This window comes from Vibrio sp. CDRSL-10 TSBA (genome assembly GCA_039696685.1).
GTDB lineage: Bacteria > Pseudomonadota > Gammaproteobacteria > Enterobacterales > Vibrionaceae > Vibrio.
Map to the genome: position 1 here is coordinate 2,298,148 of CP155566.1, position 25,308 is coordinate 2,323,455.

At 52.4% G+C, this 25,308-nt stretch carries 20 protein-coding genes and 9 pseudogenes; 19 read left to right on the forward strand and 10 right to left on the reverse strand.

Annotated elements, in window-relative coordinates; all coding sequences use genetic code 11:
• Positions 1–24: 24 nt before the first annotated feature.
• Positions 25–330 (forward strand): MGMT family protein, encoded by a 306-nt coding sequence (locus ABDK09_18130; protein XAW88892.1) that lies wholly within the window; start codon positions 25–27, stop codon positions 328–330.
• On the opposite strand, the gene ABDK09_18135 is transcribed toward ABDK09_18130, so the two are convergent.
• Positions 331–813 (reverse strand): YbaY family lipoprotein, encoded by a 483-nt coding sequence (locus tag ABDK09_18135; GenBank protein ID XAW88893.1) that lies wholly within the window; start codon positions 811–813, stop codon positions 331–333.
• A 137-nt stretch (positions 814–950) separates the two neighbouring features.
• On the opposite strand from ABDK09_18135, the pseudogene tesB reads away from it, so the two are divergent.
• Positions 951–1,815: pseudogene (gene tesB / locus ABDK09_18140) on the forward strand (acyl-CoA thioesterase II).
• 223 nt (positions 1,816–2,038) lie between these two features.
• Here tesB and ABDK09_18145 read toward each other — a convergent pair.
• Positions 2,039–2,500, reverse strand: a complete 462-nt coding sequence (locus tag ABDK09_18145) for an Lrp/AsnC family transcriptional regulator (protein ID XAW88894.1) — start codon at positions 2,498–2,500, stop codon at positions 2,039–2,041.
• A gap of 120 nt (positions 2,501–2,620) precedes the next feature.
• On the opposite strand from ABDK09_18145, the gene ABDK09_18150 reads away from it, so the two are divergent.
• On the forward strand, positions 2,621–3,688 hold the full coding sequence (locus ABDK09_18150; GenBank protein XAW88895.1) for a PLP-dependent cysteine synthase family protein: 1,068 nt from the start codon (positions 2,621–2,623) through the stop codon (positions 3,686–3,688).
• Positions 3,689–3,756: 68 nt separating this feature from the next.
• Here the strand turns inward: ABDK09_18150 and fliJ are convergent, their stop codons facing one another.
• From fliJ to ABDK09_18190, 8 genes and pseudogenes are all read right to left on the reverse strand, one after another.
• Complete coding sequence (fliJ, locus tag ABDK09_18155; protein ID XAW88896.1) at positions 3,757–4,197, reverse strand: flagellar export protein FliJ; 441 nt, start codon at positions 4,195–4,197, stop codon at positions 3,757–3,759.
• Positions 4,198–4,241: 44 nt separating this feature from the next.
• A pseudogene (gene fliI, locus ABDK09_18160) lies at positions 4,242–5,589 on the reverse strand (flagellar protein export ATPase FliI).
• The gene (gene fliH / locus ABDK09_18165) at positions 5,582–6,325 is read right to left on the reverse strand and encodes a flagellar assembly protein FliH (GenBank protein ID XAW88897.1); all 744 of its coding nucleotides are present in this window, start codon (positions 6,323–6,325) and stop codon (positions 5,582–5,584) included. Before fliH ends, fliI begins: the two are co-directional and overlap by 8 nt.
• Before the next feature lie 3 nt (positions 6,326–6,328).
• Entirely contained in the window at positions 6,329–7,348 is a 1,020-nt protein-coding gene (locus ABDK09_18170; GenBank protein ID XAW88898.1) for a flagellar motor switch protein FliG, read from the reverse strand.
• A complete protein-coding gene (gene fliF / locus ABDK09_18175; GenBank protein ID XAW88899.1) occupies positions 7,311–9,059 on the reverse strand; it encodes a flagellar basal-body MS-ring/collar protein FliF in 1,749 nt (582 codons plus the stop codon). The genes ABDK09_18170 and fliF overlap by 38 nt, the downstream gene beginning before the upstream one ends.
• Positions 9,060–9,061: 2 nt before the next feature.
• Positions 9,062–9,418 carry a flagellar hook-basal body complex protein FliE gene (gene fliE, locus ABDK09_18180; GenBank protein ID XAW88900.1) on the reverse strand — a complete coding sequence of 119 codons (357 nt, stop codon included), beginning with the start codon at positions 9,416–9,418 and terminating at the stop codon, positions 9,062–9,064.
• A gap of 13 nt (positions 9,419–9,431) precedes the next feature.
• Positions 9,432–10,764, reverse strand: a pseudogene (locus ABDK09_18185) (sigma-54 dependent transcriptional regulator).
• The gene (locus tag ABDK09_18190) at positions 10,764–11,762 is read right to left on the reverse strand and encodes an OmpA family protein (GenBank protein XAW88901.1); all 999 of its coding nucleotides are present in this window, start codon (positions 11,760–11,762) and stop codon (positions 10,764–10,766) included. The pseudogene ABDK09_18185 and the gene ABDK09_18190 overlap by 1 nt, the downstream one beginning before the upstream one ends.
• A 469-nt stretch (positions 11,763–12,231) precedes the next feature.
• Here ABDK09_18190 and ABDK09_18195 point away from each other — a divergent pair, with 469 nt between their 5' ends.
• The 16 genes and pseudogenes from ABDK09_18195 (at position 12,232) to ABDK09_18270 (ending at position 25,306) form a co-directional block, all read left to right on the forward strand.
• Positions 12,232–13,050, forward strand: coding sequence for a FliM/FliN family flagellar motor C-terminal domain-containing protein (locus tag ABDK09_18195; GenBank protein ID XAW88902.1), 819 nt, complete (start codon positions 12,232–12,234; stop codon positions 13,048–13,050).
• On the forward strand, positions 13,047–13,415 hold the full coding sequence (gene fliN, locus ABDK09_18200) for a flagellar motor switch protein FliN (GenBank protein XAW88903.1): 369 nt from the start codon (positions 13,047–13,049) through the stop codon (positions 13,413–13,415). The genes ABDK09_18195 and fliN overlap by 4 nt, the downstream gene beginning before the upstream one ends.
• Positions 13,416–13,429: 14 nt before the next feature.
• Positions 13,430–14,189, forward strand: a pseudogene (gene fliP / locus ABDK09_18205) (flagellar type III secretion system pore protein FliP).
• 17 nt (positions 14,190–14,206) lie between these two features.
• Positions 14,207–14,476, forward strand: a complete 270-nt coding sequence (fliQ, locus tag ABDK09_18210) for a flagellar biosynthesis protein FliQ (protein XAW88904.1) — start codon at positions 14,207–14,209, stop codon at positions 14,474–14,476.
• Positions 14,476–15,252 (forward strand): flagellar biosynthetic protein FliR, encoded by a 777-nt coding sequence (gene fliR, locus ABDK09_18215; GenBank protein XAW88905.1) that lies wholly within the window; start codon positions 14,476–14,478, stop codon positions 15,250–15,252. Before fliQ ends, fliR begins: the two co-directional genes overlap by 1 nt.
• Positions 15,249–15,314: pseudogene (locus ABDK09_18220) on the forward strand (hypothetical protein). Before fliR ends, ABDK09_18220 begins: the two are co-directional and overlap by 4 nt.
• A 22-nt stretch (positions 15,315–15,336) precedes the next feature.
• Positions 15,337–16,380 (forward strand): annotated as a pseudogene (locus ABDK09_18225) (flagellar type III secretion system protein FlhB).
• A gap of 27 nt (positions 16,381–16,407) precedes the next feature.
• Positions 16,408–18,502, forward strand: a pseudogene (flhA, locus tag ABDK09_18230) (flagellar biosynthesis protein FlhA).
• Positions 18,495–19,307, forward strand: a complete 813-nt coding sequence (locus tag ABDK09_18235) for a diguanylate phosphodiesterase (GenBank protein ID XAW88906.1) — start codon at positions 18,495–18,497, stop codon at positions 19,305–19,307. Before flhA ends, ABDK09_18235 begins: the two are co-directional and overlap by 8 nt.
• Positions 19,308–19,535: 228 nt before the next feature.
• Positions 19,536–20,409, forward strand: a pseudogene (gene lafA, locus ABDK09_18240) (lateral flagellin LafA).
• 509 nt (positions 20,410–20,918) lie between these two features.
• Positions 20,919–22,256 (forward strand): flagellar filament capping protein FliD, encoded by a 1,338-nt coding sequence (gene fliD / locus ABDK09_18245; protein XAW88907.1) that lies wholly within the window; start codon positions 20,919–20,921, stop codon positions 22,254–22,256.
• A gap of 21 nt (positions 22,257–22,277) precedes the next feature.
• Entirely contained in the window at positions 22,278–22,664 is a 387-nt protein-coding gene (gene fliS, locus ABDK09_18250; GenBank protein ID XAW88908.1) for a flagellar export chaperone FliS, read from the forward strand.
• Positions 22,648–22,962, forward strand: a complete 315-nt coding sequence (locus ABDK09_18255) for a LafD (protein ID XAW88909.1) — start codon at positions 22,648–22,650, stop codon at positions 22,960–22,962. The genes fliS and ABDK09_18255 overlap by 17 nt, the downstream gene beginning before the upstream one ends.
• Positions 22,963–23,606: 644 nt before the next feature.
• A pseudogene (locus ABDK09_18260) lies at positions 23,607–24,048 on the forward strand (flagellar hook-length control protein FliK).
• A gap of 21 nt (positions 24,049–24,069) precedes the next feature.
• Positions 24,070–24,567, forward strand: coding sequence for a flagellar basal body-associated FliL family protein (locus ABDK09_18265; protein XAW88910.1), 498 nt, complete (start codon positions 24,070–24,072; stop codon positions 24,565–24,567).
• A 10-nt stretch (positions 24,568–24,577) separates the two neighbouring features.
• Positions 24,578–25,306: a FliA/WhiG family RNA polymerase sigma factor gene (locus tag ABDK09_18270; protein XAW88911.1), complete on the forward strand. Its 729-nt coding sequence runs from the start codon at positions 24,578–24,580 to the stop codon at positions 25,304–25,306.
• The last annotated feature ends 2 nt before the right edge of the window (positions 25,307–25,308 follow it).

The window sequence follows — 25,308 nt, forward strand, 5'->3', positions numbered from 1 at the left end:
AGAATAAAATAGGACTTTGTTATTATGGACCAATTTTTAATGCAGATCTTTGCCGTTATTCACCAAATTCCATGTGGAAAAGTCTCTACTTACGGTGATATTGCGCGCATGGCCGGCTATCCGGGTTACGCCCGCCATGTCGGCAAAGCACTTGGCAATCTGCCCGAGGACAGCACACTGCCTTGGTTTAGGGTCATCAACAGCAAAGGCCAGATTTCTCTGACCGGGCCGGACTGGGAACGGCAACGCGAGAAGCTGGTCGCAGAAGGTATCGCGGTCAGCAGTGCAGGTAAAATCTCACTGCGTCTGTTTCGCTGGCAACCGGATTAGTTACTCAGTGCTGTCATTGTTATGAATACGAATCAGGTTCATTTCAACCTGGTGCGTGCGCTTGTCGTCGGTAATCACACCATAATGACTGTCACTGATGAACATCAGACGACCATCCACTTCGATGCGGGCGCTGATTGAGTAGCGGTGTTTCGGGTCAATGTCAGCGCAATCATAAGGAATAGAAAACTCAAACGGCACCTGCTGCCCCCAGGTGGTAAACTCCTGGGTTCCGAGCAGTTTGGCCGGCGCATCCGCTTTTGAAACATCGAACAGGGAAACCCGTACAATCGCGTTATCCGGCAGCGCAATACGCTCGCGATAAGCCACAGTACCACTCACCGTATCGAGCACTTTATCGGGCATAACTTCGGCTTTTTCCAGGTCAGGCGTGGTTTGAAGCATACCATTATCAAACATCTGGCAGCCAAACAGCGCCGAACCAATAATAAAAGTTGACGTCAGAATCAGAACATTTTTCATAGTATTTTTATTTAGTTAGTAAGCCTACTTTCATTGTAGATACCTTGAATTATAGTGTCACCTTTATGAGAAGGTCTTGACAAGCATTTGACCTAGTTCACAAAATAGTAGAGTAAAAACACAATAAGAGAGGCGCTATGAGCAAACCATTACAAGAGCTGTTGAGTTTACTCCAGCTGGAAAAACTGGAAGAAGGGCTGTACCGCGGCGAAAGTGAAAACCTTGGCCTGCCACAGGTATACGGCGGACAAGTGATTGGTCAGGCACTCTCTGCTGCGCGCTATACCGTGGATGCGGGACGCACAGTACACTCTTTCCATAGCTACTTCCTTTATCCGGGCGACCCGGAAAAACCGATCATCTATGATGTCGAGAACCTGCGTGACGGACGTAGCTTTTCCACCCGCCGGGTCAAAGCAATCCAGAAACGGGCGCCCGATCTTCTACCTCACCGCCTCATATCACGGTGAAGCACCGGGTTTTGAACATCAGAAAACCATGCCGGATGTGCCGGGGCCGGAAAACTTTGCTTCTGAATCTGAACTCGCGGAGCAGATTGCTCACCTGCTGCCGCCAAAAGTGAAAAAAATCTTGTGTGGTGAAAAGCCAATTGAAATGCGCCCGGTAACGGTGATTAACCCTCTCAAACCAGAAAAGGCAGAACCCAAACAGTATCTCTGGATTCGTGCCAATGGGGCCATGCCGGACAATCAGCTGATTCACCAGTATCTGCTGGCCTACGCTTCCGACTGGGGCTTTTTGGTAACCGCCCTGCATCCGCATGAAGTCACGCTGATGACGCCTAAGTTCCAGGTTGCCACCATTGATCACTCTATCTGGTTCCACCGTCCGTTTAAAATGGATGAATGGTTGCTGTATGCGATTGAGAGCCCGACAGCCAGCAATACGCGCGGTCTGGTGCGGGGCGAAATATACAATCAGCAGGGCGATCTGGTCGCCAGTGCCGTACAGGAAGGAGTGATGCGATTTAAAGATCGCTAGGCAGTCAGCTTTTTCATGCTTTACCTTACCCTTAGGGTAAACGTTACACTGTTGGCTGAATTCACCTACTGGAGGCCATCTTATGGGATGCTGTAATCAACCACCAAACGGCGGCAGCTCGGATATCAAACCGCTGCTCAAGGCGTTTGCCGGTCTGCTGATTTTCGTTCTGCTGCTCGCCTGGCTGTTTGGCTGACAATCTCAAGCCAGCGCCCGGGACAAGTTAAGACAGAGGCAGCTCGGTGGTGTATTTTAATGACTCCATCGCAAAGGTGGAGGTCACGTTATTGAGCCCGTCGACGCCGTTGACTAACTTCTTATAAAACTGGTCAAAGTGCTTCATGTCTTTGACCAGAACTTTCATCATGTAATCGTAGTCACCTGCCATGCGGTAAAACTCCATCACTTCCGGATAAGACTCAACGCTGCTGACAAAACGCTGATACCATTCATGGGAGTGATCGCTGGTTTTAACCATCACAAACGCGATAAACGATAAGCCGAGCTTATCGGCATCGAGTAATGCCACCCGTTTGGTCAGTACACCACTCTCTTCGAGTTTTTTCAGCCGTTTCCAGCACGGCGTGGTGGTCAGGTTGACAGCATCAGCCAGATCATTGAGTGACAGGGTCGCATCCTGCTGCAACATGGCCAGAATTTGGCGGTCCACTTTATCCAGTTCCATTACAACTTCACCATTGGGAGAAAATTATTCTCCAAACCTAGCAATCCATAGCCAATTTAGCCAAGCTTTTCTCGCAACAGGTGGGTAAATTATTTCCATTACCTGTTAAGGAGCACAGCTATGCAACGCGATACCCAATGGACAACCGAGGCCATCCGAATCCTCGAAGCTGATGTACAACGTACAGCAGATACTCACTTAATCAAGCTTGACCTGCCCTGTTTGGACGGTATCGATATTTATCTGAAGGACGAAAGTACCCACCCGACCGGCTCACTCAAGCACCGCCTGGCCCGTTCCCTGTTTCTGTATGCGATTTGCAATGGCTGGATTGGCCGTGATACGCCGATTATTGAATCGTCTTCCGGCAGTACTGCTGTGTCTGAAGCCTATTTTGCCCGCCTGCTCGGACTGCCGTTTATTGCGGTCATGCCGGAATGCACCGCGCGCAAAAAGATTGAACAGATTGAATTTTATGGTGGTAAAGCGCATCTTGTCGCTCGTTCGGATCAGATTTATGCCGAATCGCGCCGGCTGGCAACGGAACTGGGCGGCCATTATATGGATCAGTTTACCTACGCGGAACGCGCGACGGACTGGCGCGGCAATAACAACATCGCTGACAGTATTTTCCGCCAGATGCAGCTTGAGCCGCATCCGGTGCCAAGCTGGATCGTAATGAGCGCCGGCACCGGCGGTACGTCCGCAACCATAGGGCGTTTTATCCGCTACCAGCAGCACACCACCAAACTGTGTGTGGTTGACCCCGAGCACTCGGTGTTTACCGACTATTACCGCACCCGCGATAGTCATCTGACCCGCGATTGTGGCAGCCGGATAGAAGGTATTGGCCGCCCGCGCGTGGAGCCAAGTTTTATCGCCGATGTAGTTGATGAAATGCGGGTCATTGATGATGCCGCCAGCATCGCTACCATCCACTGGCTTGAGCGCGTGATTGGCCGTAAAGCAGGAGCCTCGACCGGTACCAACTTGTACGGGGCATTACAACTGGCTAGTGACATGCAGCAAAAAGGTGAACAGGGCTCGATTGTGACCCTGCTGTGTGACAGCGGCGAGCGCTATCTTGATACCTATTATAATCAGGCCTGGCTGGCTTCCCGTATCGGCGATCTAACGCCGTATTTGGCGCAACTGGAAAGTTTTCAGGCCAGCGGTAAGCTGGCCTGATAAAAGAAGCGAGAACGTTGAGCGCTCGCTGTTGTCGTTCTGCTTGCGGCGGGCTTTCAATCCTGTCGCTACAGCTCACGCTTACGGTAGCGCGCATTGAGGATATCCTCGATATGCTTTTGCTCTTTGCGCGCTTTGTCGTAATCCTGCTTCCTGCGCCAGCGATCCAGTACCTGCTCAATACCTTTCACCCTTGCGTGACGACTGGCGAGCTCTTTTTGTACCGAGTGACACTGTGCTTCCATCACCGCTTGTTCCTGCTCGTGGTGCACCAGCAATTTTTGCAGCATGTGATCAACCCTGCTGAGATTCATCAGTACCGTACTGTTGAGCGCCGAGACCTGCCGGGTCGATTCGCCGTTGCCGGACTTTAGCTGCGCAAGTTGATCCAGCTGATTTTGCATATGCTGGTGACGCTGTCGCATGGTGTCGAGCTGCTGGCCGATACGATCCCGGCGTTTCTCTTCGACCTGCTGCAATTTACCGACTGCGCGAATTTTATCTTTCATCACCACCTCTTTCTGCCTGCTTACCCTGTATGATGCAGGATAAGCTACTGATTCTGAAACAGCTGTGCGAGCTGGGTCAGACTGGACGGATAATCGACCGCTTCACCGGCAGCCTGCTGCAAATAGGCTTTCAGTTGCGGATACATGGCAACCGCGCGATCCAGTTCACCATCCTGCCCCGGCTGATAACCGCCTAATGGCAGTAGCTCTTTGACCTGCAGATAATTTGAATAAAGCTGACGGAAACTGGTTCGACACAGTGACATGTGCCGGCTGAGTACAGGCCGACATACAACGGCTTATCGAGGCATTAATATCAATTGCCGGATAATGGCCCTGCTCGGCCAACTGACGTGACAGCACGACGTGACCGTCAAGGATTGCCCGGGCTGAATCAACCACAGGGTCCTGCTGATCATCACCTTCCGCCAGCACGGTATAGATAGCGGTCAGACTACCATCCGGGTTGTCACTGTTACCGGCCCGCTCTAGCAGTTGCGGCAGCACGCTGAACACCGACGGCGGATAACCGCGTGACGCCGGCGGCTCGCCGAGCGAGAGCGCGATTTCACGCTGCGCCATCGCATAACGGGTCAGAGAATCCATCAGCAGCAGCACATCTTTGCCCTGATCGCGGAAATACTCCGCGACCCGATGGCATAATAAGGTTGAACGCAGGCGCATCAGGGGCGATTCGTCCGCCGGAGCTGCGATGATAATGGCCTTTTTACGTGCTTGTTCGCTCAGATTACGTTCAATGAATTCACGGACTTCGCGTCCGCGCTCGCCGATCAGGCCCACCACAATCACATCCGCTTCGGTGTTCTTAGTGATCATCCCCATCAGGACACTTTTACCCACGCCGCTGCCCGCCATCAGACCGATACGCTGGCCTTTGCCGACCGTCAGTAAGCCATTGATCGTCCGTACACCCACATCCAGCGGCGTATCGACCGGACGACGTTTAAGCGGGTTAATTGGCTTTGGCTCAAGCGATACCCGCTCACCACCCCGCAGCGCAGGGCCGTCATCGAGCGGCTCACCAAGACCATTCACCACCCGTCCCAGCCACTGGCTGCTGATCTGCACCATGCTGTCGCCTTCGAGCGGAATCACCTTAGCGCCGGCAAACAAGCCGCCCAAACGACGAATAGGCATTAAATAGGCAACATTGTGATCGAAACCAACCACTTGCGCTTCGATCATGTCGCCTTCTGCCGTTTCAACCATGCAGCGCTGCTCGAGCTTAAACCGGCAGCCGACCGCCTGCAGCATCAGGCCGTTCACTTTGACCAGACGTCCGGTGACCCGAGCCACCGGTACCGAATCGAGTGATGCCAGAGCGTCGTTAAGCCGCTCTGACAACTGACCGGACGAAACCGAGCTACTCATGCTCAGCCTCTGGCGGGTTCACGACCTCTTCCAGCAAATGCTGCTTAACACTGTCCATACAGGTTTCCAGACGTGAATCGCAGCTGGCGTCCGCTTCGGCATCATCCGTCACCAGATGACAGCCTCCAGCCGGCAGCTCTTTGTTGGCGACCAGTTTCCAGCTTGAGGGCAGATCGGCATTCACCTGACGGATGCGATCCAGATCCTGCGGATTAAGATGCACGGTGACGCTTTCGGTTTTGCCCGGCATGGCATCAAGGGTCTCATCCACCAGCGACAAAATCTGCTGCGGCATCAGCGTCAGTTCTGCGCGAATGACCTGCTGCGCCACTTTCTGCACCAGTTCGCAAATCATATGGCGCTGCTGCTGCTCACGCTCAGCCTGCCAGTCAGACAGACGCTGATACAGCTCGTTTACCGGCTTAGCGGCCTCAAGAAACGCCTGCTTACCGGTCTGTTCGCCGGAGACAAACCCTTTCTGAAAGCCCTCTTTCTGACCTTCCAGCAGCCCTTGCTTCTGACCCTGTTCGACACCCTGACGTACGCCTTCATCGTAGCCCTGCTGCAAACCTTGCTGAAAGCCCGCTTCGAGTTGCTGCTGAACATCAACCTGACTGTCTGGCCATTCATCGTCCATGCCCGGCTCAGACTTAACTTTGACCGGCTGAGCCAGAGGCGGGAAACGGTGACGGCGATAGCTGCCACTTGGCAGACGCATAATTTTTTCCGTTGCCATGGCTTACTCCACCGTCGGTTCCTGATAAAGCAGCAGCTCAATTTCACCGGCATCATTGAGTTCGCGCACCGTTTGCATGATATCCTGACGTGCCTGTTCCACCCGACTCAGCGCCACTGCGCCGCGAGCCTGCATATCATCTTCGAGGGATTTCGCCATCCGCTGCGGCATGGAACGTTTGATTGCCTGTTGCAGGGTAATTTCCGCGCCTTTAAGCGCAATACTCCACTGCTCAACCGCAATTTCCTGCACCAGACGGTCCATGGTCTCTTCGCGCTGACGTCCCAGCACCATGAAATCAAACATGTTCTGTTCAATTTCACTCACCACTTGTTCGTCATGCAGTTTGAGCATTTCCATCAGGGTCGCGCGGTCACCTTCAAAGCGGTTAATAATATCCGCCACCTGCTTCACGCCGGACAACGGCGCACTTTGCGTCACGGAGACCTGCTCAATGCAGCGCTCAATCAGTTCGTTGAGATCGTTGGCGACCTGATGGTCGATATCCTGCAAACGCGCAATGCGGTACAGCAACTCGTCCTGATAGTCAGACGGCAGATTTTTCAGCACCGCCGATGAGCTGTCCGGTGGCAGATAAGCGAGAAAAATCGCCTGCATCTGCGGGTGCTCATTGGCAATAAAGCGCGCCAGCACCTCAGCATCAACCCACTGCAAACGCTGCATGTTATTGCGAATTTCATCGCCATACAGATTGTTGAGCAGCCCTTTGGCCAGGTCATTACCCAGCGCTTTGCGCAGGGTATTTGACAGATACTCTTTCGATGCGCCGCGAATGCCACTGTGCTGACGAAAATCTTCAAAGAAGTGCTGAATAATATCCTTGGCACTGTCGCTCTTGATGCCACTCAGCTTGGCCATCGCACGGGTGACACGCTGAGTTTCATCACGGCTGAAATGACGCAGCACTTTGGCCGCCGCGTCTTCACCCATACCCAGCAGTACCAGCGCGGTCTGCTCGATATGGTTAAACTTCTGGTTCTGCGTTGACTGTGCTGTGCTCATTCACATTTACCCACTGTTTCAGTACTTCTGCTACCCGTGCCGGTTCTTCATTGGCGATCAGTTGCAGGTGCTTCAATTGAATTTCCAACGGCGATCCCGGCGGTGGCAGCATATCGCTGGTCACATCCAGGCCAGTGCTGGCTTTAATACCTTTCTCTTCCAGACGACGGTTGAGTGCTTCTTCACGCTCGCGCTCTTCACGCGTCTGCAGATTTTCGTAATACGGCTCTTCCGGTGGCGGCGCCACGTCCAGTTCGCGATCGCGACGATCTGCGCCGGTCAGGTGCATGATCAGCGGACGAAGGACAAAGAAGATCATTGCCAAACCAAGCAGGCCGCCAATCACGTAACGCAGTGGCTGCTGCACGGTCGGATCCTGCCACCATGGAATGCTTGGTGGTGCTTCGATTTCTACCGGAGTGAAGTTGAACGTCATCAGGCTCAGACTGTCGCCACGCTCGGCGTTAATCCCGACCGCATCCATCAGCATGGCGGAGATCTCAGTTTTCTGTTGATCGCTCCAGCCTTCCGTGCCGGGTGCCGCCGCCGAATTCAGCAGAACGGACACATTCAGCTTGCGCACCTGGCCTTGCTGATACTGAGTACGGCGCACACTGCTGCCGACCGCATACTGACGATTCACTTCCAGACGGGCATTGCTGTTTTCACTGTCATTGGTCGGCTGCTCACCGGTCACCGGCGGCTGATTACTCAGTGAACCGGGAATTCCCAACGCAATCTGGTCAATCGAATTATTCTGGATGGTATGTTCGTTGCGGACCACAGGTGCGTTGTCGAGAATCTCTTGAGTCTCTTCCACGCGGCTGAAGTCCATATCAGCGGCAACCTGAACCCGGAAGTTGCTTGGTCCCACAATCGGCGTCAGCATATCCGACGCACGCTGAATCACCTGCTTCTCGAGGTTTTTCTGATAGTCGAGATACTTGGCATTCACTTTACCGCTTTCGCCGGAAGCAACATCGGCACTCAGCAGGCGACCATACTGATCCACCACAGAGACGTGTTCTGGTTTCATCCCGGTCACACTGCCGACAATCAGATTGATGATCGCTTCAACCTGCTCTGGTTTGAGATCTTCCCCCGCTTTCAGCTCCAGCATCACAGAAGCTGACGGCGCTTCGGCATTCTGGCGCACAAACAGTGTCTGACGCGGAATCGCCAGATGAACGCGTGCATTGTTGACCGAGTTAAGAGCGATGATAGTACGTACTAACTCGCCTTCCAGACCATGCCGATAACGTGCCGTTTCCATAAACTGGCTGGTGCCGAGCGAGCTGTCATCTTTAAGCGAATCCAGCCCGGTTGGCAGCTTGGCCTTGATGCCTTTCGCGGCCAGTAACATACGCACCCGCGCCACATCCCCTTCCGGCACCAGAACCTGGCCGTTTTGCTCCTGCAGACGGTAGTTAATGCTTTCCGATTCCAGCAGAGAAACAATTTCGCCGACATCAAACTGCTCCTGCTGACCATACAGCGGACGAAAGCTTTGGGATGAACTCCATAGCGCCACCACAATGATCGCTGCCACAATCGCCGCCAGTACTGCCGACAATACCAGATTACGCTGGCTGCTCGACCACAGTTGCTTGGCCTTTCGGGTAATGTTTTCCATACCCGGCGCCGCTGAAGCTGTCGAGACTTGCGGACTGAGACTGGCCGAACCAGCCACTTGAGTAGAAAGTTCAGACATGATTACACCGGCATCTTCATAATGTCATCAAACGCTCCGACCACCTGATTACGAACCTGCAGCAGTCCATTAAAAGACAGGCTGGCCTTTTGGCTGGCAATCATCGCTCCGACCAGGTCATCACTTTTACCGGTTTCGACATCCGTCATCATTTGGCTCGCAACCGACTGGTGAGCGTTAACCCGGTCTAACACACTGGTCATCGCCGCCGAAAAAGAGAGCGGCTGATTGAGCGACGGCTCATCAACCGGATTCGGACGCACCACAAATTGCGGTGTCGCCATGTCACGCATCGCGTCCATTTTACCCAGCATCAGCTGCTCGGCTGACATTGCATTCGCTATCATTTGATTTGCCATGTTTCCCCTTCCTTTAGGCGGCTGAACCTAATACTGACTGTAGATCGATTCCTTGCTCACGCATGGCGGCAAGTTTGTAGCGCAGAGCTCTGGTCGTCACACCCAGTGCGTTGGCGGTTTTAGTACGATTGCCACCAAACTGACGTAATTTGTCCAGGATGTACTGATATTCCGCCTGCTTTTTCGCTTCAACGTGCCCCATCGTGGTATCGGTAACACTCGGCGCAGACGTTGCAGCATATTCGACGGGCAGCATGAGATCCTGCGCGGTGATGTAATCACCGTGGCGCATTACCAGTGCACGCTGAATAATGTTTTCCAGCTCCCGGATGTTCCCCGGCCAAGGGTACTGGCTGAGAGCCTGACGCGCGTCCTGAGATAGAAAACACTGGCTGCCATCCTGATACTTGTTAATAAAAAATTGGCTGATAGGCAGAATGTCCTCTTTGCGCTCCCGCAACGGAGGCCAGTGCAGCGGCAGAAACATCAAGACGATAGTAGAGATCTTCCCGAAACAAGCCTTTCTGTACCTGTTCACGCAAATCTTTATTGGTAGCGGCGATAACGCGAATATCGAGTTGAATTGCCTTGTGGCTGCCAACCCGCTCCACCTCACGCTCTTGCAGCACACGCAGTAGTTTGGCCTGTACCGCCGGAGACATTTCACCAATTTCATCCAGCAAAATGGTGCCGCCGTTGGCTTCTTCGAACTTGCCGCTTTGCGAGGCCAGCGCGCCGGTAAACGCCCCTTTAACATGGCCAAACAGCACCGCTTCCAGCATAGATTCCGGAATAGCCGCACAGTTAACCGCCACAAACGGGCCATCTGCGCGACTCGATTGCTGATGGACATAACGCGCCAACACTTCTTTACCTGTACCGGATTCACCGGTAATCAACACACTGGCGCTGGTACAGGCGGCGCGATGAGCCAACTGCAACACCTGTTTACTGCGCCAGGATTCAGCAACGATATTGGCCATCGGCTTACCTAAAGCTTCAACGCGGCGCAGCAGGTTCAGTAACTGAGCGGACTCAAACGGACGCAGCAGGTAATCGGTCGCTCCGGCTTTCATCGTTTCCGCCGCAACGATACCTTGATCCTGATCGACGATCGCGATCGCCACGCCTGCCCCGGTCTGCTTCTGGTGGCACGCGACCCATTCGCGTACTCCCATATCCGGTAAGTTTGCACTAACAACGGTTATTGCTGCCGATTGCTCAAGCAATGCGCTGCGCCCGGTACGAACATGGCGCACGCGATAACCGGCTTCCATCAAGACATCAATCATAGGTTGAGCAAGATTGTCATTGGGCTCAACCAACAGAACATCTGACTTCGTCATTATTTGACCTTTATTTTATTGTTGGTATGCGCAGAATTGACCACGCTTTCGTTATCCCTGACTAAACGTATCGCGACCCGGCGGTTTTTCGCCCGCCCTTGTTCACTGTGATTACTGGCGAGCGGATAACGCGATCCATGCGCTCGAATCTGCACTTTCGCTCCATCCAATCCCAGGCTCTTTAGTGCCTCGGCGACTTGCTCAGCACGCTTGCGCGATACGGCCAGATTCGCCAAACGGGCACCGTCGCTATCGGTATGACCATCAATCAACACCTGGGTGACGCGCTTATCCAGACTGACATAACTCATCAGCGCCTTAAGCTGGCCGCGTTGGGCGGCCGTTACGTTTTGCTGCCCGGCCTGATAGTGCAACGTCATATCACGTGCTTCACGATAGGTGATTAACGGCAGTCGCTGACGACAATCGGCAAACTGATCCAGTGCGGACTGAATACGAATCGTCGGCAGAATCAACTTGAGCGAGGAGGAAGTCGCACTTCCACCCACGGAAACCGTCAACCACTTCCCGTTTTTCATTGAGTGAAGTATTCGCTCAACATCTGAACTAAATGAAAAACCACGCCCTGAATTTATCTGCCCTTGACTAATAGTGTCCGCTTGTAACGGCTTAATCCATGGTGGGGTTAATAAGCCAGCCTGTGCATATCTCCACCCAGGTTGATTACTATTAAAACGATATTCTAAAGTAACATTATCTTTTTTATTTGAGCGGAAATAAAACTTCCCCTGCGGAACTTCCGTATGCATCAGTGTGCAATTAAAAGTATCTCCTTTATATATCCATGAAGATTCATCCATGGGATAAATTATCTCATCTTCTGAATAAGAATTTGGAGATAATAATGTAGCTGTAGAAATAAAAGCCAGAGAACATAATTTAACCATGAAACTACAAAAGTATTTCTGACACTTTTTTGACACTTTCCTGTCATTCAAATATGCCATGGAATTATCATGGCTGGCATACGCTTTCATACTGAAACTCCAATCTAGCCTTATGCCACAGCTTGGATGCAGCCTGTACAGAACAGACATACAAGTTGCGCATATGATTAAAAAAACAGCTTATTAGCTATACTTACTGGCTTCAGACGTTTTATTAAGCATATAAAGTTTATTCATATATATCACTTATTGAACAACACATAGTGATATGGACGAAACAAAATGCTGCCGCATGAATGTAGCAGCATATCTAAATCTTAATAAACTTTTAACAAATTCCCGTTCTTGGGCGTTTTTTGCATAATTATCTGTATATTATAATCCTCACAAACTACCCGTTTTCTTTTATTTATTGAAGAATAAAACAGCCACTTCAAATCAACATGTGAACTAACCTCACAAAGTTATAATTAGATACTAAAAATAATTAAAATTTTCTGTATAGACTGTGCGCCATCGAGTAAACATCTCCACAATGTCAACGCACGGTAAAATATAAATGGAAACACATATCCAGAACGCTATTCCCGAAGTGAGAACACTCAATGTGGAATTACTGGGAAAACCCATACATATCATTCGGGAAAAACTGGAAACCATTATCACCGAATCGTGTCACGGATTAAGCGGTGAGCTGCAAACCTGGCTCAATACCCATCATATCGATGCCGAACTCAGCGCTGTGGAACTGCATACCCTAAAGCCCTCCGATATTGATAAATCGGCGGTGACCCAATTTCGCCATCAGGACAGCGGCTGTCTGTTCGTCAGCCTTAACAGTGAGTTACTGATCAAACTGGCGGATCGTTTCTACGCTGCCAACATGGAGCGCTCACAAAGCGTTATCACCAGCAGTGATTTACGCCTGCAAGAACGCATGGGAAAAATCACGACTCGCTGGATAGCCCCCGGTGACATGTGGCGCAGCGGTGACGGGGAAATCAGCAGTGGTGTGGGCCTGAAAGCAGAGATTACCCTGCGCTATCGTGACCACAGCGGCCTGCTAACTCTGATTTTTGAAAGCCAGCTGGTGCAGACCCTGATTAATCAATTGGACATCCAGCCCAACCAGCAATTAGCGCAACAATTTAACCGCTCTTTGCAGCAAACTCCGGTGCGCCTAACCGCCCTGTTGAGTAAGAAGACTATGCCGCTCAGTGATGTACTGAGCCTGGCACCCAACGATATTTTACCGATTGATCTACTGACTACCGTGCCGGTCAGCATTGGCGGTGAGCGCCTGTTCAGCGGGCGTATTGCCGAGCAGGATGAGCAACTGGTGCTGATTTTAAACCAAGATAAGGAATCCCTAAGATGAGTGACGTTTTGGACAACGTGAACTTTGACAGCGACGATCTCAATTTCGATGATTTTCACCTGGAAGATTTAGATGCTGACAGCGTGGTTGAAGCCCCGGCGAAAGTGGAACGTGATCTGAGTTTTTTCAAAAACATCCCGGTCACCGTCACTCTGGAAGTCGCCAGCAAGGAGATCGCACTGGGTGATCTGATGCAAGCCGGTGAAGGCAGTGTGATTGAACTGGATAAGCTCAACGGTGAACCGTTGGATGTGAAAGTCAACGGCTCCCTGCTTGGTCACGCTGAAGTCGTTGTCGTCAATGACAAGTATGGCCTGCGTCTGATTGACGTGCTCGACAGCGCGCTAAGCTCTGTCGGTCAGTAACACAGGTTTCTTACATGATTCAACCGCGCTCCTTCCGCTGTCTGGGCCTTCTGGCGTTGGCACTGATATTGTTTTCAGTGCCGACTCTGGCCGCCGATAACGGCCTGACTCTGTTTACGGTCTCGGACGGCAATACCGAGCAAGAGTACAGCGTTAAACTGCAAATTCTGCTGCTGATGACTGCGCTCAGCTTTCTGCCCGCCTTTATCCTGATGGCCACCAGTTTCACCCGCATCATCGTGGTGCTGGCAATATTGCGTCAGGCGCTTGGCCTGCAGCAAAGCCCACCCAACCGGGTTTCTGGTCGGAATTGCGCTGGCGCTGACCGTGCTGATTATGCGCCCGGTGTGGAGCGACGTTTACGAACACGCGTTTAAGCCTTATGACCAGGGTGAAATCACCCTGATGCAAGCCTTTTCGACTGCAGAAAAACCGGTACGTGATTTCATGCTGGCACAAACACAGCAAAGTTCACTCGAACAGATGCTGCGCATTGCCAACGAGCCACTCGATCAAAACCTGGACGATATTTCATTTGCCGTCGTGCTGCCGGCCTTTGTGATCAGTGAATTGAAAACTGCGTTCCAGATCGGTTTTATGCTGTTTATTCCGTTTTTAATCATTGACCTGGTGGTCGCCAGCGTACTGATGGCGATGGGTATGATGATGCTGTCACCGCTGATTGTGTCGCTGCCTTTCAAACTGGTGGTGTTTGTCTTGGTGGATGGCTGGGCAATGACGGTCGGCACACTGTCCGCCAGTTTTGCCCAGTGACGTAAGGAACACACTGTATGACACCTGAACTGGTAGTAAGCCTGATCTCCGATGCGGTTTGGATGGTGATCCTGCTCGTTGCGGTATTGGTTGTACCCGGACTGATTGTCGGCCTGTGCGTCGCCGTATTTCAGGCCGCAACCCAGATTAACGAACAGACCCTGAGTTTCCTGCCGCGTCTGATGGTCACTCTGCTGATGGTCATCTTTGCCGGACACTGGATGCTGCGCAAAATCATGGAGCTGTTTGATTATCTGTTCCACAACATACCGAGGATGATTGGCTAATGACGCTGACCTTTGCCGAGCTGTCGGCATGGATGGGGCAACTCTGGTGGCCGTTTTTCCGCATCGGCGCCGCGTTTATCGCGATGCCTTTTTTTGGCGATAATCTGATCCCGGTCTGGGTGCGCAGCCTGCTGGCATTGTCGATCACCGTGATCACCGCGCCGCTGATGCCGGCCATGCCGGCCGTTGACCTGTTTTCGATGACCTCGCTGTTTCTGGCGTTTGAACAAGTGATCTGGGGGCTGATGTTCGGCCTCATTCTGCATATGCTGTTCACCGTGTTTACCATGCTCGGTCAGGTCGTCTCGCTGCAAATGGGCCTTGGCATGGCGATGATGAACGATCCAGTCAATGGTTTGTCCGTAGCGGTACTGGGCCGGCTGTTTCTGATTTTCTCAACCTTGCTGTTTCTGGCGCTGGAAGGTCACCTGCTGGTGATTGATGTGCTTATTCAGAGTTTTACCGTCTGGCCGGTTGGATCAGGCATTACCCTGCTTTCTCTGCAGGGAGTAATCCATAATTTCAGCTGGATGTTTTCCGCCGCGCTGGCACTGGCACTGCCAGCGATCGTATCCATGCTGCTGGCTAACATCAGCTTCGGGGTAATGAACCGTGCTGCGCCCAGCCTCAACGTCTATGCTCTCGGCTTTCCGATGACCATGCTGCTGGGTTTGTTCAGTGTGCTGATTTCTGTTTCCGGGGTACCCGGCCGTTATACGTCGCTGGTGCATGACACGCTGCGCTTTCTTAACCAGTTTATGGCGGGGGGCGCATGAGCGATTCAGCTTCTGCTCAGGACAAAACCGAGAAGGCCTCGCCGCAGAAAATCAAAAAAGCGCGCGAGCAGGGCCAGATCCCAAGAGCCAAAGAAACTGACCACAGCCATGATTTTTCTTGCCGTGGTGGTCTATTTTTCCGCACAGATGTCGGCCATCTGGCAGGCGGTTTCCGGTGTGTTCCGCTACAACATGTCGCTGACCAAACAAGATCTGGCCAATCCGATGCAGATGGTGGAACAGCTCGGCCATACCCTGGGTATCCTGATTGAACTCTTGCTGCCGCTGTTTATCGTCATCATTGTGGTCACACTGGCCGGCAGTATGATTCTTGGCGGCTGGATGTTTCGCCCGGCCAATGTTCAGCCCAAGCTGAGCAAACTGAATCCAATAAGCGGTATCGGGCGAATTTTCTCCAGCCGCTCAGTGGTTGACCTTATTAAGTCCAGCCTCAAAGTCAGTGTCATCTTTGCTTTGCTGTATGGCTACATGGATAACCATTTACAGCCGCTTATTGGTATCCAGCGTCTGCCGTTAAACGAAGGTTTTGTGCTCATCATGCAGATCCTGTTTGATGGTCTGCTGCTGATGGGATTTGCCCTGCTGTTGTTTGGTTTTGTCGATGTGCCTTACCAGCGCTGGGAGCACCTCAAACAGTTAAAAATGAGCAAGCAAGAGCTGAAAGAAGAATACAAAAGTAATGAAGGCCGTCCTGAGGTCAAACAGCGTATTCGTCAGATTCAGCAACAGTTTGCGCGGCGTAAGATTGACAAAATGGTACCGCAGGCAGATGTGGTGATCGTTAACCCGACCCACTACGCGGTCGCCATTAAATACGATACGTCAATGTCAGAAGCGCCGTTTGTGGTGGCCAAAGGGGTGGACGAAACCGCCATGCATATCCAGCGCATCGCACGTGAAAACCAGGTGGAAATTATTAATTCTCCGCCGCTGACCCGATCGATTTATTACACCACTGCGATTGAGCAGGCAATTCCGAGCCAGCTTTACATCGCTGTGGCCCATATCCTGACCTACGTCCTGCAGCTGAAATCGTTCCGGCGCGGTAAAGGCCAAGAGCCGCTCCCGCTGCCGCATTTTACGATTCCAAAACATCTGCAGCACTGATTAGCATTACAGAAAGGACTGATAACCATGCTCAACTGGTTAAAACACTGGCAACACTCCGGCAAGGGCTATATCGGCATTCCCCTTGTCCTGCTGATGGTACTGGCAATGGTGATCCTGCCGCTGCCACCACTGCTGCTGGACGCCCTGTTTACCTTTAACATTGTGCTGGCCATCCTGGTGCTGCTGGTCAGTACCACCGCCAAACGACCGCTCGATTTTTCCATCTTCCCGACCATTTTGCTGGTCGCGACCCTGCTGCGCCTGACTCTGAACGTCGCGTCGACCCGGATTGTCCTGCTCGAAGGCCATAATGGAGGTGACGCGGCAGGTAAAGTGATCCAGGCCTTTGGTGAAGTGGTGATCGGCGGCAACTATGTAGTCGGTATGGTGGTGTTCATCATCCTGATGATCATTAACTTCGTGGTGATCACCAAAGGTGGAGAACGGATTTCTGAAGTATCGGCACGTTTCACCCTGGATGCTCTGCCAGGTAAACAGATGGCGATCGATGCCGATCTTAATGCCGGTCTGATTGATCAGGAAGCCGCCCGCCTGCGCCGCCGCGAAGTCGCCAACGAAGCCGACTTCCACGGTTCGATGGACGGTGCGTCTAAATTTGTGCGCGGTGACGCCGTCGCCGGTCTGATGATCCTGTTTATCAACATCATCGGCGGTATCAGCATTGGTGTGTTCGAGCATGGCCTGCCGGCATCCGAAGCGTTCAAAACCTACGCACTGCTGACTATCGGTGATGGTCTGGTGGCCCAGATCCCGTCACTGCTGGTGGCGACTGCCGCTGCCATCATAGTGACCCGCATTAATGACAGCGACAACGACATGTCGCAAACCATGCACAAGCAGTTACTGGCCAGCCCGGCTACCCTGTATACCGTGGCCGGTATTATGGTGGTCATCGGTATCGTACCCGGCATGCCTCATCTGGCTTTCTTTGCCTTTGCTGCCGCCCTCGCGTTTGCAGGCTGGCGCCAGAGTAAACGCCCGGCCGATGAACATCAGCTCGATGAAGTGGCCGCCATTTCTCAGGCCATGCAGCAGGAATCACAAGGCCCGCTCGGCTGGGAAGATATTCCCCACGTGCATACGTTATCGCTGTCACTGGGTTATCGTCTGGTGCATCTGGTCAATAAAGAAACAAGGGGCACCGCTGACCCAGCGGATTCGCGGCGTACGACGTAACCTCTCCGAGCAGGTCGGTTTTCTGCTGCCTGAGGTACGCATTCGCGATAATCTGAGTCTGAAACCAAATCAGTACACCATTGCCCTCAATGGCGAACAGATTGAACAAGGCTTTATCGAGCCGGATCGCCTGATGGCGATTGCGGTTGGCGAAACGTACGGTGAAATCGACGGTATTCTTGGCAGTGACCCGGCCTATCAGTTGCCGGCGGTATGGATTGAACACAGCCAGAAAGCGCGTGCGTTGAATATGGGCTATCAGGTAGTGGACGACGCAACTGTGGTCGCGACCCATATCAGCAAAGTGATGAAAACCCACCTGGCCGAGCTGTTCCACCATGATGATGTCGAAGCCATGAACCAGCGTCTGACGGCTCAGGCACCCAAGTTGGCAGAAGCACTGGGCGCTGCGCTGAGACCGGCTCAGCAGCTCAAGGTGTACCGCCAGTTGCTGCTCGATCAGGTGCCGCTGAAAGACGTACGTACCATTGCCAATACCATGCTGGAGTCTTCGGAAAACACCAAAGACCCGATTCTGCTGGCCGCCGATGTGCGCTGTGCGTTGCGCCGCACCCTGATTAATCTGCTGGCGGGACAAAAAAACGAAATCCCGGTTTATGCCTTGTCGGATGAACTGGAAAAAATGCTGATGACGTCGCTGCACCAGGCACAAGCCAGTGGCAGCGTCATGCTGGACAGCTTCCCGATCGAGCCGAATATTCTTGGTCAGTTCCAGCAAAATCTGCCGCTGATCCGTCAGCAGCTCAAGCAGCAGGGCATGACCCCCATCTTGCTGGTGATGCCGCAGTTGCGTCCGCTTATCGCACGTTATGCGCGAACCTTCTCGCAAGGTTTAGCGGTGTTGTCATACAATGAAATCCCAGAGAATAAACAAATCAACGTGGTAGGAAACCTTGGCTAATCTCACTTCACATCATGCGCTGTTTCATTATCTGCGCGATCTTATTGAACAGTATGTCGTCACGGAGGACGACATGCTGGTGTTCGAAGCGTTTAAGTGCAACGATATCCGACATGCCTGCCAGGCGATACGTCACGCGGGCAACGCAGAAGTCGAATATCAGCACCTGACCCTGCGCTTTGGCAGTCGCGGCGAGCAAAGTGTGTATCAGTTTCAGCTTTCACCACATATGACCTACTGTCTTGATCTGTTCAGCCTGTACCTTGCTTTGCGTCAGACCCACTTTCAAATGGAAACCTTCCATCCCGATTTAATCAGCAATGTGGTGGTTCCCATCCGTACTGATGCTCTGTTGTGGCCGCCCGGCTTTGAATTTTTACAGCAGATTCTGCGCTATCACGCTCTGGCTTTTTCCCATGTTGTCCCTTCCCTGCAGATCAATTTTAATCAACCTTTGCCGCTTGAAATCGACAACCTGGTTAGCAAGATGCGCAGCCAGACCTACGCTTTATGGTTTGAGCTCTACACTCACGCCGAACACTTCGAACAAGTGATCCGCTTTAAGCCGGATATGATCAAACTGGCGGTATCACTGGAAGACAAACAGGATCGCAGCGAACTGCTGCCACTGATGCGCTTTCTGCGCCGCTATCACCTTCCCTGGGTCGCCGGCAGAGTCGCCAGCCAAAAAGAGCTGAATCACTACAAATTACTGGGCGCCAGCTACTATTTCGGCTATTTCAGCGATATTCCCACCTCATTGAGCTTTAAAACATTTGATGAAGCCGATAACGACGCTTGGTAAACCATCGGCATATTACTGTTACGCTGTTGGTTTTTGCCGCACTTGAAGGTCAACAGCGCTCAAATTCGCTCCATTTCTGGAACACAACTCACCTAAAGCCATCCTTTTCACGACTTTTCGCTAAATTTTTATTTTTTTAATTAATAGCCGGGGAAAAGCGTCCGCCTCTAGTGATTGAACCGGGAAACTTCCCAAGCCTGAATACAGTTATCAACCAAGGAGACTACGATGGCTCTATCAATGCACACTAACTACGCTTCACTAGTGACTCAAAACACTATCAACAGCACAAGCAACCTGCTGAACACCGCGATGGAGCGTCTGAGCACTGGTTACCGCATCAACTCAGCAGCTGATGATGCAGCTGGCCTGCAAATCTCTACCCGTCTGGATGCGCAAACTCGTGGTATGAATGTAGCGATGCGTAACGCACAAGATGGTCAGTCTATGATGCAAACCGCTGAAGGTTCTATGGATGAGATGACCAACATCGTTTACCGTATGAACGACCTGGCAACTCAGGCATCGAACGGTTTCTCTGACGGATACTGACCGTACTGCTCTGGATACTGAATACCAGCAACTGGGTGAAGAGCTGGCGAACATCATGGATACCACCAGCTTCGGTGGTAACAAACTGCTGCAAACTGGCGGCGGTACGTTTGAAGCAGCAGCGGTGAACTTCCAGATCGGCACTCAAGCCGGTGACCAACTGGCAGTCGACGTAAGCACTGAAGTTCAGGCTATCAACACAGCTGTAGGTACTTCAGGAGCTCTGGCACTGGGTGACCTGACTTCTGAAGCTAATGCACAAGCTGCTCTGACAACGCTAACTGGCGCAGACGGTGAAGCCGGTCTGTTGGGTCAAATCGGTGAAGCACGTTCTGCATTCGGTGCCAACATCAACCGTCTTGATCACACCATTGCTAACCTGGGCAACATGGTAGAAAACACTTCTGCAGCGAAAGGCCGCATCACGGATGCTGACTTTGCCGTTGAATCGTCAAACATGACTAAGAACCAGATGCTGATGCAGGCAGGTACTACTGTTCTGTCTCAGACTAACCAAATGCCAAGCATGGCAATGTCACTGCTGCGCTAAGCGTTTTAAGCCACACAATCTGAATGTTTGTGTTTGCCTCCCGCACGGCGGGGGGCTTTTTTTAGTTTCCCGGATTGAAACAGCGCCTCTCCTCCACCTTCCGACATTTATTTATTACCGAGGAATCACAGAGGCGCTTTTTTCTCCTCCGGCCAGTCTCCCTTCTTTTTCCACGCACTACTCCTTCTTTTTCCCACGCACTACTGTAGGCCACTTCAATCTGAGCGACTTCGCGTACCTCTGCACCCACACATTTAATGCCCATAGGTTTAATCCCTGCTCATTTCTGGTCGCATTACTAGCGGGACAACCGCTTTGTGACTGAGGAATCAGCGGAACTACCGATCAGGAAAACCCACTTCCGCTTTGCAAAGCAGATATCAATAAGCTTTTGTTTTTAAATAGACAAACCAATGGCACGCATTTTGTAATCAGACAAAGATTCTATTCATGGCGTGAATTCTGGCAGGCCAGTCGTGGCGGCAGACCGAGCAACAGGGAGACTCCAAATGAGTTCATTAGATCCAATTACAATGGCAACACAATTGGCGACATTTGATGTGCAGTCATTTCAGCAGCGCTATCAGACCCAGGCCAATCAGTACCAGTCACAGCTCAAAGCGCTGGGCGATATTGAAAGTGCACTGCAAGAGTTCCGCACCACCATCAATGAGATGAACAGCTCGACCAGCAGCATCCTGCAAAACAGCGCGACCGTTTCGCAGGATGGCTTTTTCTCCGCCACAGCGGATGCCGGCGCGCTGTCCGGCAGCTACCAGATTTTTGTCGAACAACTGGCAACTGCCCATCAGATTTCCGCAGGCATGCCCGCAAACCTAGACGCCACCACTTTGGTGCCAACCACGGGCACGCTCGATTTTAGTGTGAACGGCGAAACCATGAGCCTGGATCTTTCTACCGTCGACACCGATGGTGACGGCACCGCCACGGTCGCAGATCTAGTTTCAGCGATTAACAACGACAGCACCAACCCGGGTGTAAACGCTACGCTGGTACGCTCTAACGGACAAACCTACTTCATGCTCTCCAGCACGGAAACCGGTGTCGCCAACAGCATCAATGTCTCCGCCAGTGGCACCGGTCAGACCTGGTTTGAAGACGCATTCAGTAACGTCACCGAAATCAGTGCCGCCCAGGATGCAACCATCTGGCTTGGCGCACAAGGCACTGGCCTGCAGCTTACCAACAGCAGCAACACCTTCAGTGGCGTCATTGACGGGGTCGACCTGACGGTCAGTCAGGCACAAACCAGCGGTGAAGCACCGTTAACCCTGTCGGTCGGTGCTGACGATGAAGCGACCAAAGAGCAGATGAACGGCTTTATCGATGCTTACAACAGCTTGATCAACAAAATCGATTCACTGACCGGTATCGGCGATGAAAATACCAGCCGCGGTGCGCTGGCCAGTGATCCGACGGTGCGTTCCATCAAGAGCCAGATTCAGAGCATGGTCCGTGGTCAGTTTGACGGCATGCGCCTTAGCGACCTTGGTCTTGAAATCAGTCGTGACGGCAAGATGAGTATAGATAACGATAAGTTTGAACAGGCACAAAGCACCAATGGCGCGGCACTGGAGTCGTTCTTCAACGGTGACGGCAATCTGTTCGACAGTATGGATGAGCTGCTTAATCCCTATCTGAAATTTTCCGGCAGCCTGTTTGCGTCGCGTAAAGACTCTCTGCAGCAAAGCATTGATCGTATCGATGACAAGCAAGCCAGCCTGGAACGCAAATATGACATGGCGTACGACCGCTACCTCAGACAGTTTACTCAAATGAACCAACTAATGACCCAGATGAACCAGACCATGTCGATGTTCAGCTAAAGCGGGTCGGGAGATCTTTTTATGTTAATGGATTCAGGCTACGACTCTTACCAACAGGTCGATCTGGACGCACAAGCCGCAGCAGCCACCCCGCATCAGTTGGTGGTGATGCTGATTGACGGTCTGCTGGATGAAGTGGAACGCGTGCGCGGCCACATCCAAATGGGCCGCCTGGCCGCGAAAGGCACCGGCATTAATAAATGCATGAATATCCTGATTGGCCTGGATAGCGCACTTGATTTAGACAACGGCGGCGAGCTGGCGCAAAACCTTCACCAACTGTATGACTTTTGTCAGGTCGAATTATATCAGGCCAGCGTAAACAACGACTTCGAACGACTCGGCGCCGTTGAAAGCGTGATGGAAAACATCAAACAGGGATGGATGAATTTTGGTCAACAGGCATAAGGTCTCGCCGGAGCGCTTCCGGCACCTGGCCCAGAGAATAAAGATTGCCGCCAAACTCGAGGACTGGCGGGCACTGGCCCGCTGTGACAGCGAGTTACGCGAGTTACTGCACAGCCACAAACCCTTTCTGAACGAATCTTCGTTGGCAGACGTCATCAATGAGGTAAAAAGCGAGCATCAGCTCGCCTTTCACGCATTACAGACAGCCACTAAAGCACTCGAGTCAGAAATGGAAACCGTGAACGCCCAGCAGGAACGGGCCCTCGCCTACCAACTGGCGATGACGATGGAGATGTAACGATGCAAAGTGTCAAAACTATACCTAGCAGCCAAACGATGCCAAGCAGCCAAAAGATGCAAAGTGTGACGCCTGCCCAGACATCAGCGGCGCAGCACAAGCAAAGCGCCAACCGCAGCGAAATCAAACAAGCGCGTCAGTTTGACGGCCAGTCGTCCGGCCCGGCAGACAGTTTTCGTCTGGCGCCAAATTCGACGGCGCAAATCGCAACGATGGCGCCGGCAGAGAGCGAAGAAGCGATCACGGATAGCACCGACTCAGAACAAGAGATGTCTGATCTGATGCAGCAGCTGTTCGCTGTCGTTGCCGTACCGAGTGATAAACCGGTAATGACCTCTCAGGCTCTGGCAGCAGGCGCTTTACAAAGCAGTCAAACGGGCTTTGAGAGCGCAATGTCCGCCGGCAATTCTGCAGCCTCACTCAACCAGAGTACAACCGGCTCAGCGGCTCAGGCTTCGGCACTCAGTTCACAGCTGCTGTCCGGGTTAACCGGCGACCAGGACATGCCTCTTCATAAAACCGCATCGCTCAGCCAGGATAACCTGCAGTCCGTGCCACCTGCCGCCGCAACCACAAGCGTGACAACTGCAACGACAACAGCCTTGTCGTCAGCACTGACCGGTTCGACAGCCAGCAGCAACGGCGGCGCAGAATGGGCCAGTGTCCGCATTGACACCCAGGCCGGTAAGTGGGGCGAACAAATGCTGCAGGTTTCTGCAGGATCGGGTAACCCTGCAAGCGCAGCAAAATCTGCAGGAAGCCAAAATCAGGCTTGATCCGCCCGACCTGGGTAAGCTGGATTTGACGGTGCGGGTTGAAGGTGATCGTCTCAGCGTACAAATCCACGCCAACAGTGCCGCCACCCGTGAAGCTCTGCTGCAGGTTTCTGACCGTTTACGCGCGGAATTACAGAACCAGAACTTCGTTCACGTCGATGTGAATGTCGGCTCAGAGCGTGGCGGTCAGTCGCAACATCAATCCGATGCGCAGGAGGACAATACTCCGACGGTTTTCGCCGCCCGTAACAGTGATTCATCTACGCCCAACCTTTCGATGTCTGAGCACTGGCTCAGTACTCAGGCCTGAGGCTAATAGCAGGAAAAAATCATGACCAAAAAGCAACTCACTCTTATTTTTATCATCATGCTGGTGGCCAGTATTCTTGTCTCAGCCGCTACCGTATTCGGTGGTCTGTGGTACATGAAACAACAATCTTCCAATCAGTCTGCAGAAGAGTGGCTGAGCGATACCCCGCTCTCCTTCCTGACCGAAGACAACAGCGCGGAAAAAGCGCCGAGTTATCATTCGCTGGAAAAGGTGGTACTGAGCGTCAAAGGTAAGCAGCAGAACCACTTCCTGATGCTGGAGCTGGCGGTCGAGACACGCAACCCGGAGAAAATCGCCAACATCAATGATTACATGCCGGTGGTCGAAAACTCACTGATCAAACTGTTCAGCGATAAAACCTATGAAGATCTGCAAGCTGACGGTGCGGTGGATCATCTGCAACGAGAGGTCAAACAGACCATACTGACCGCGTTTGACAAAACCCCGCTCATCCGCAACATCGATGACGTCCTGCTGACCAAATACGTCGTACAGTAAGGACACTGATATGTTGGATATGCAATATCAGGACAGCTATGACATCTCAGATGATATCGCTTCCCCCACGTTACCGATTGATGAAAACCGTCTGCTGAGCCAGTTTCAGCATCTGGTTAAACGGGTTTCCAACCAGCTACGCGTGCATGCCACGACCCATTGCAGCATTGAAGACATGCAGCAAATCGGTCTGATTGGCCTGCTTGAAGCCGGTCGTCGCTACGGCAACCTCGACGATCCTAATTTTCCCGCCTTTGCGGTATGCCGGATTCGCGGTGCCATTCTGGACGAACTGCGCCGACTCGACTGGCGTTCGCGTAAAACCCGCCAGCAGGCGCACCAGCTGAACGATGTCACCCGGGATCTGACCCGTAAGCTGGGTCGTCAACCCAATGACCAGGAAATAATCCTGGCCTTGGGTAGCGATGAAAAAGACTACTACGCCCGTCTCAACGCCTCACTGGCCGGTGAAATGCAAAGCCTGGATCAGCTGCTGGAAAACGGGATTGAACAGGTCGCCGAAGGCCGTGATGACGGCATGAGGCAAGAAAACCTGCGCCGCAGTCTGGAACAAGCGGTCAGTCAGTTGTCGAAGCGCGATCAACTGCTGCTGACTCTGTTTTACCAACACGAACTGAACTTACACGAAATTGCGCTCGTGCTTGATCTGACGCCTCCGCGCATCTGTCAACTGCATAAACAGGCGCTCAAACAACTTAATCTCTATATGTCCTCTTAGGA

What these genes read in the sequence shown, in the direction of transcription:
- ABDK09_18130 (XAW88892.1), top strand. Translation starts at nt 25, where the DNA reads ATGGACCAATTTTTAATGCAGATCTTTGCCGTTATTCACCAAATTCCA.
- ABDK09_18135 (XAW88893.1), bottom strand. Translation starts at nt 813, where the DNA reads ATGAAAAATGTTCTGATTCTGACGTCAACTTTTATTATTGGTTCGGCG.
- ABDK09_18145 (XAW88894.1), bottom strand. Translation starts at nt 2,500, where the DNA reads ATGGAACTGGATAAAGTGGACCGCCAAATTCTGGCCATGTTGCAGCAG.
- ABDK09_18150 (XAW88895.1), top strand. Translation starts at nt 2,621, where the DNA reads ATGCAACGCGATACCCAATGGACAACCGAGGCCATCCGAATCCTCGAA.
- fliJ (XAW88896.1), bottom strand. Translation starts at nt 4,197, where the DNA reads ATGAAAGATAAAATTCGCGCAGTCGGTAAATTGCAGCAGGTCGAAGAG.
- fliH (XAW88897.1), bottom strand. Translation starts at nt 6,325, where the DNA reads ATGGCAACGGAAAAAATTATGCGTCTGCCAAGTGGCAGCTATCGCCGT.
- ABDK09_18170 (XAW88898.1), bottom strand. Translation starts at nt 7,348, where the DNA reads ATGAGCACAGCACAGTCAACGCAGAACCAGAAGTTTAACCATATCGAG.
- fliF (XAW88899.1), bottom strand. Translation starts at nt 9,059, where the DNA reads ATGTCTGAACTTTCTACTCAAGTGGCTGGTTCGGCCAGTCTCAGTCCG.
- fliE (XAW88900.1), bottom strand. Translation starts at nt 9,418, where the DNA reads ATGGCAAATCAAATGATAGCGAATGCAATGTCAGCCGAGCAGCTGATG.
- ABDK09_18190 (XAW88901.1), bottom strand. Translation starts at nt 11,762, where the DNA reads ATGAAAGCGTATGCCAGCCATGATAATTCCATGGCATATTTGAATGAC.
- ABDK09_18195 (XAW88902.1), top strand. Translation starts at nt 12,232, where the DNA reads ATGGAAACACATATCCAGAACGCTATTCCCGAAGTGAGAACACTCAAT.
- fliN (XAW88903.1), top strand. Translation starts at nt 13,047, where the DNA reads ATGAGTGACGTTTTGGACAACGTGAACTTTGACAGCGACGATCTCAAT.
- fliQ (XAW88904.1), top strand. Translation starts at nt 14,207, where the DNA reads ATGACACCTGAACTGGTAGTAAGCCTGATCTCCGATGCGGTTTGGATG.
- fliR (XAW88905.1), top strand. Translation starts at nt 14,476, where the DNA reads ATGACGCTGACCTTTGCCGAGCTGTCGGCATGGATGGGGCAACTCTGG.
- fliD (XAW88907.1), top strand. Translation starts at nt 20,919, where the DNA reads ATGAGTTCATTAGATCCAATTACAATGGCAACACAATTGGCGACATTT.
- fliS (XAW88908.1), top strand. Translation starts at nt 22,278, where the DNA reads ATGTTAATGGATTCAGGCTACGACTCTTACCAACAGGTCGATCTGGAC.
- ABDK09_18265 (XAW88910.1), top strand. Translation starts at nt 24,070, where the DNA reads ATGACCAAAAAGCAACTCACTCTTATTTTTATCATCATGCTGGTGGCC.
- ABDK09_18270 (XAW88911.1), top strand. Translation starts at nt 24,578, where the DNA reads ATGTTGGATATGCAATATCAGGACAGCTATGACATCTCAGATGATATC.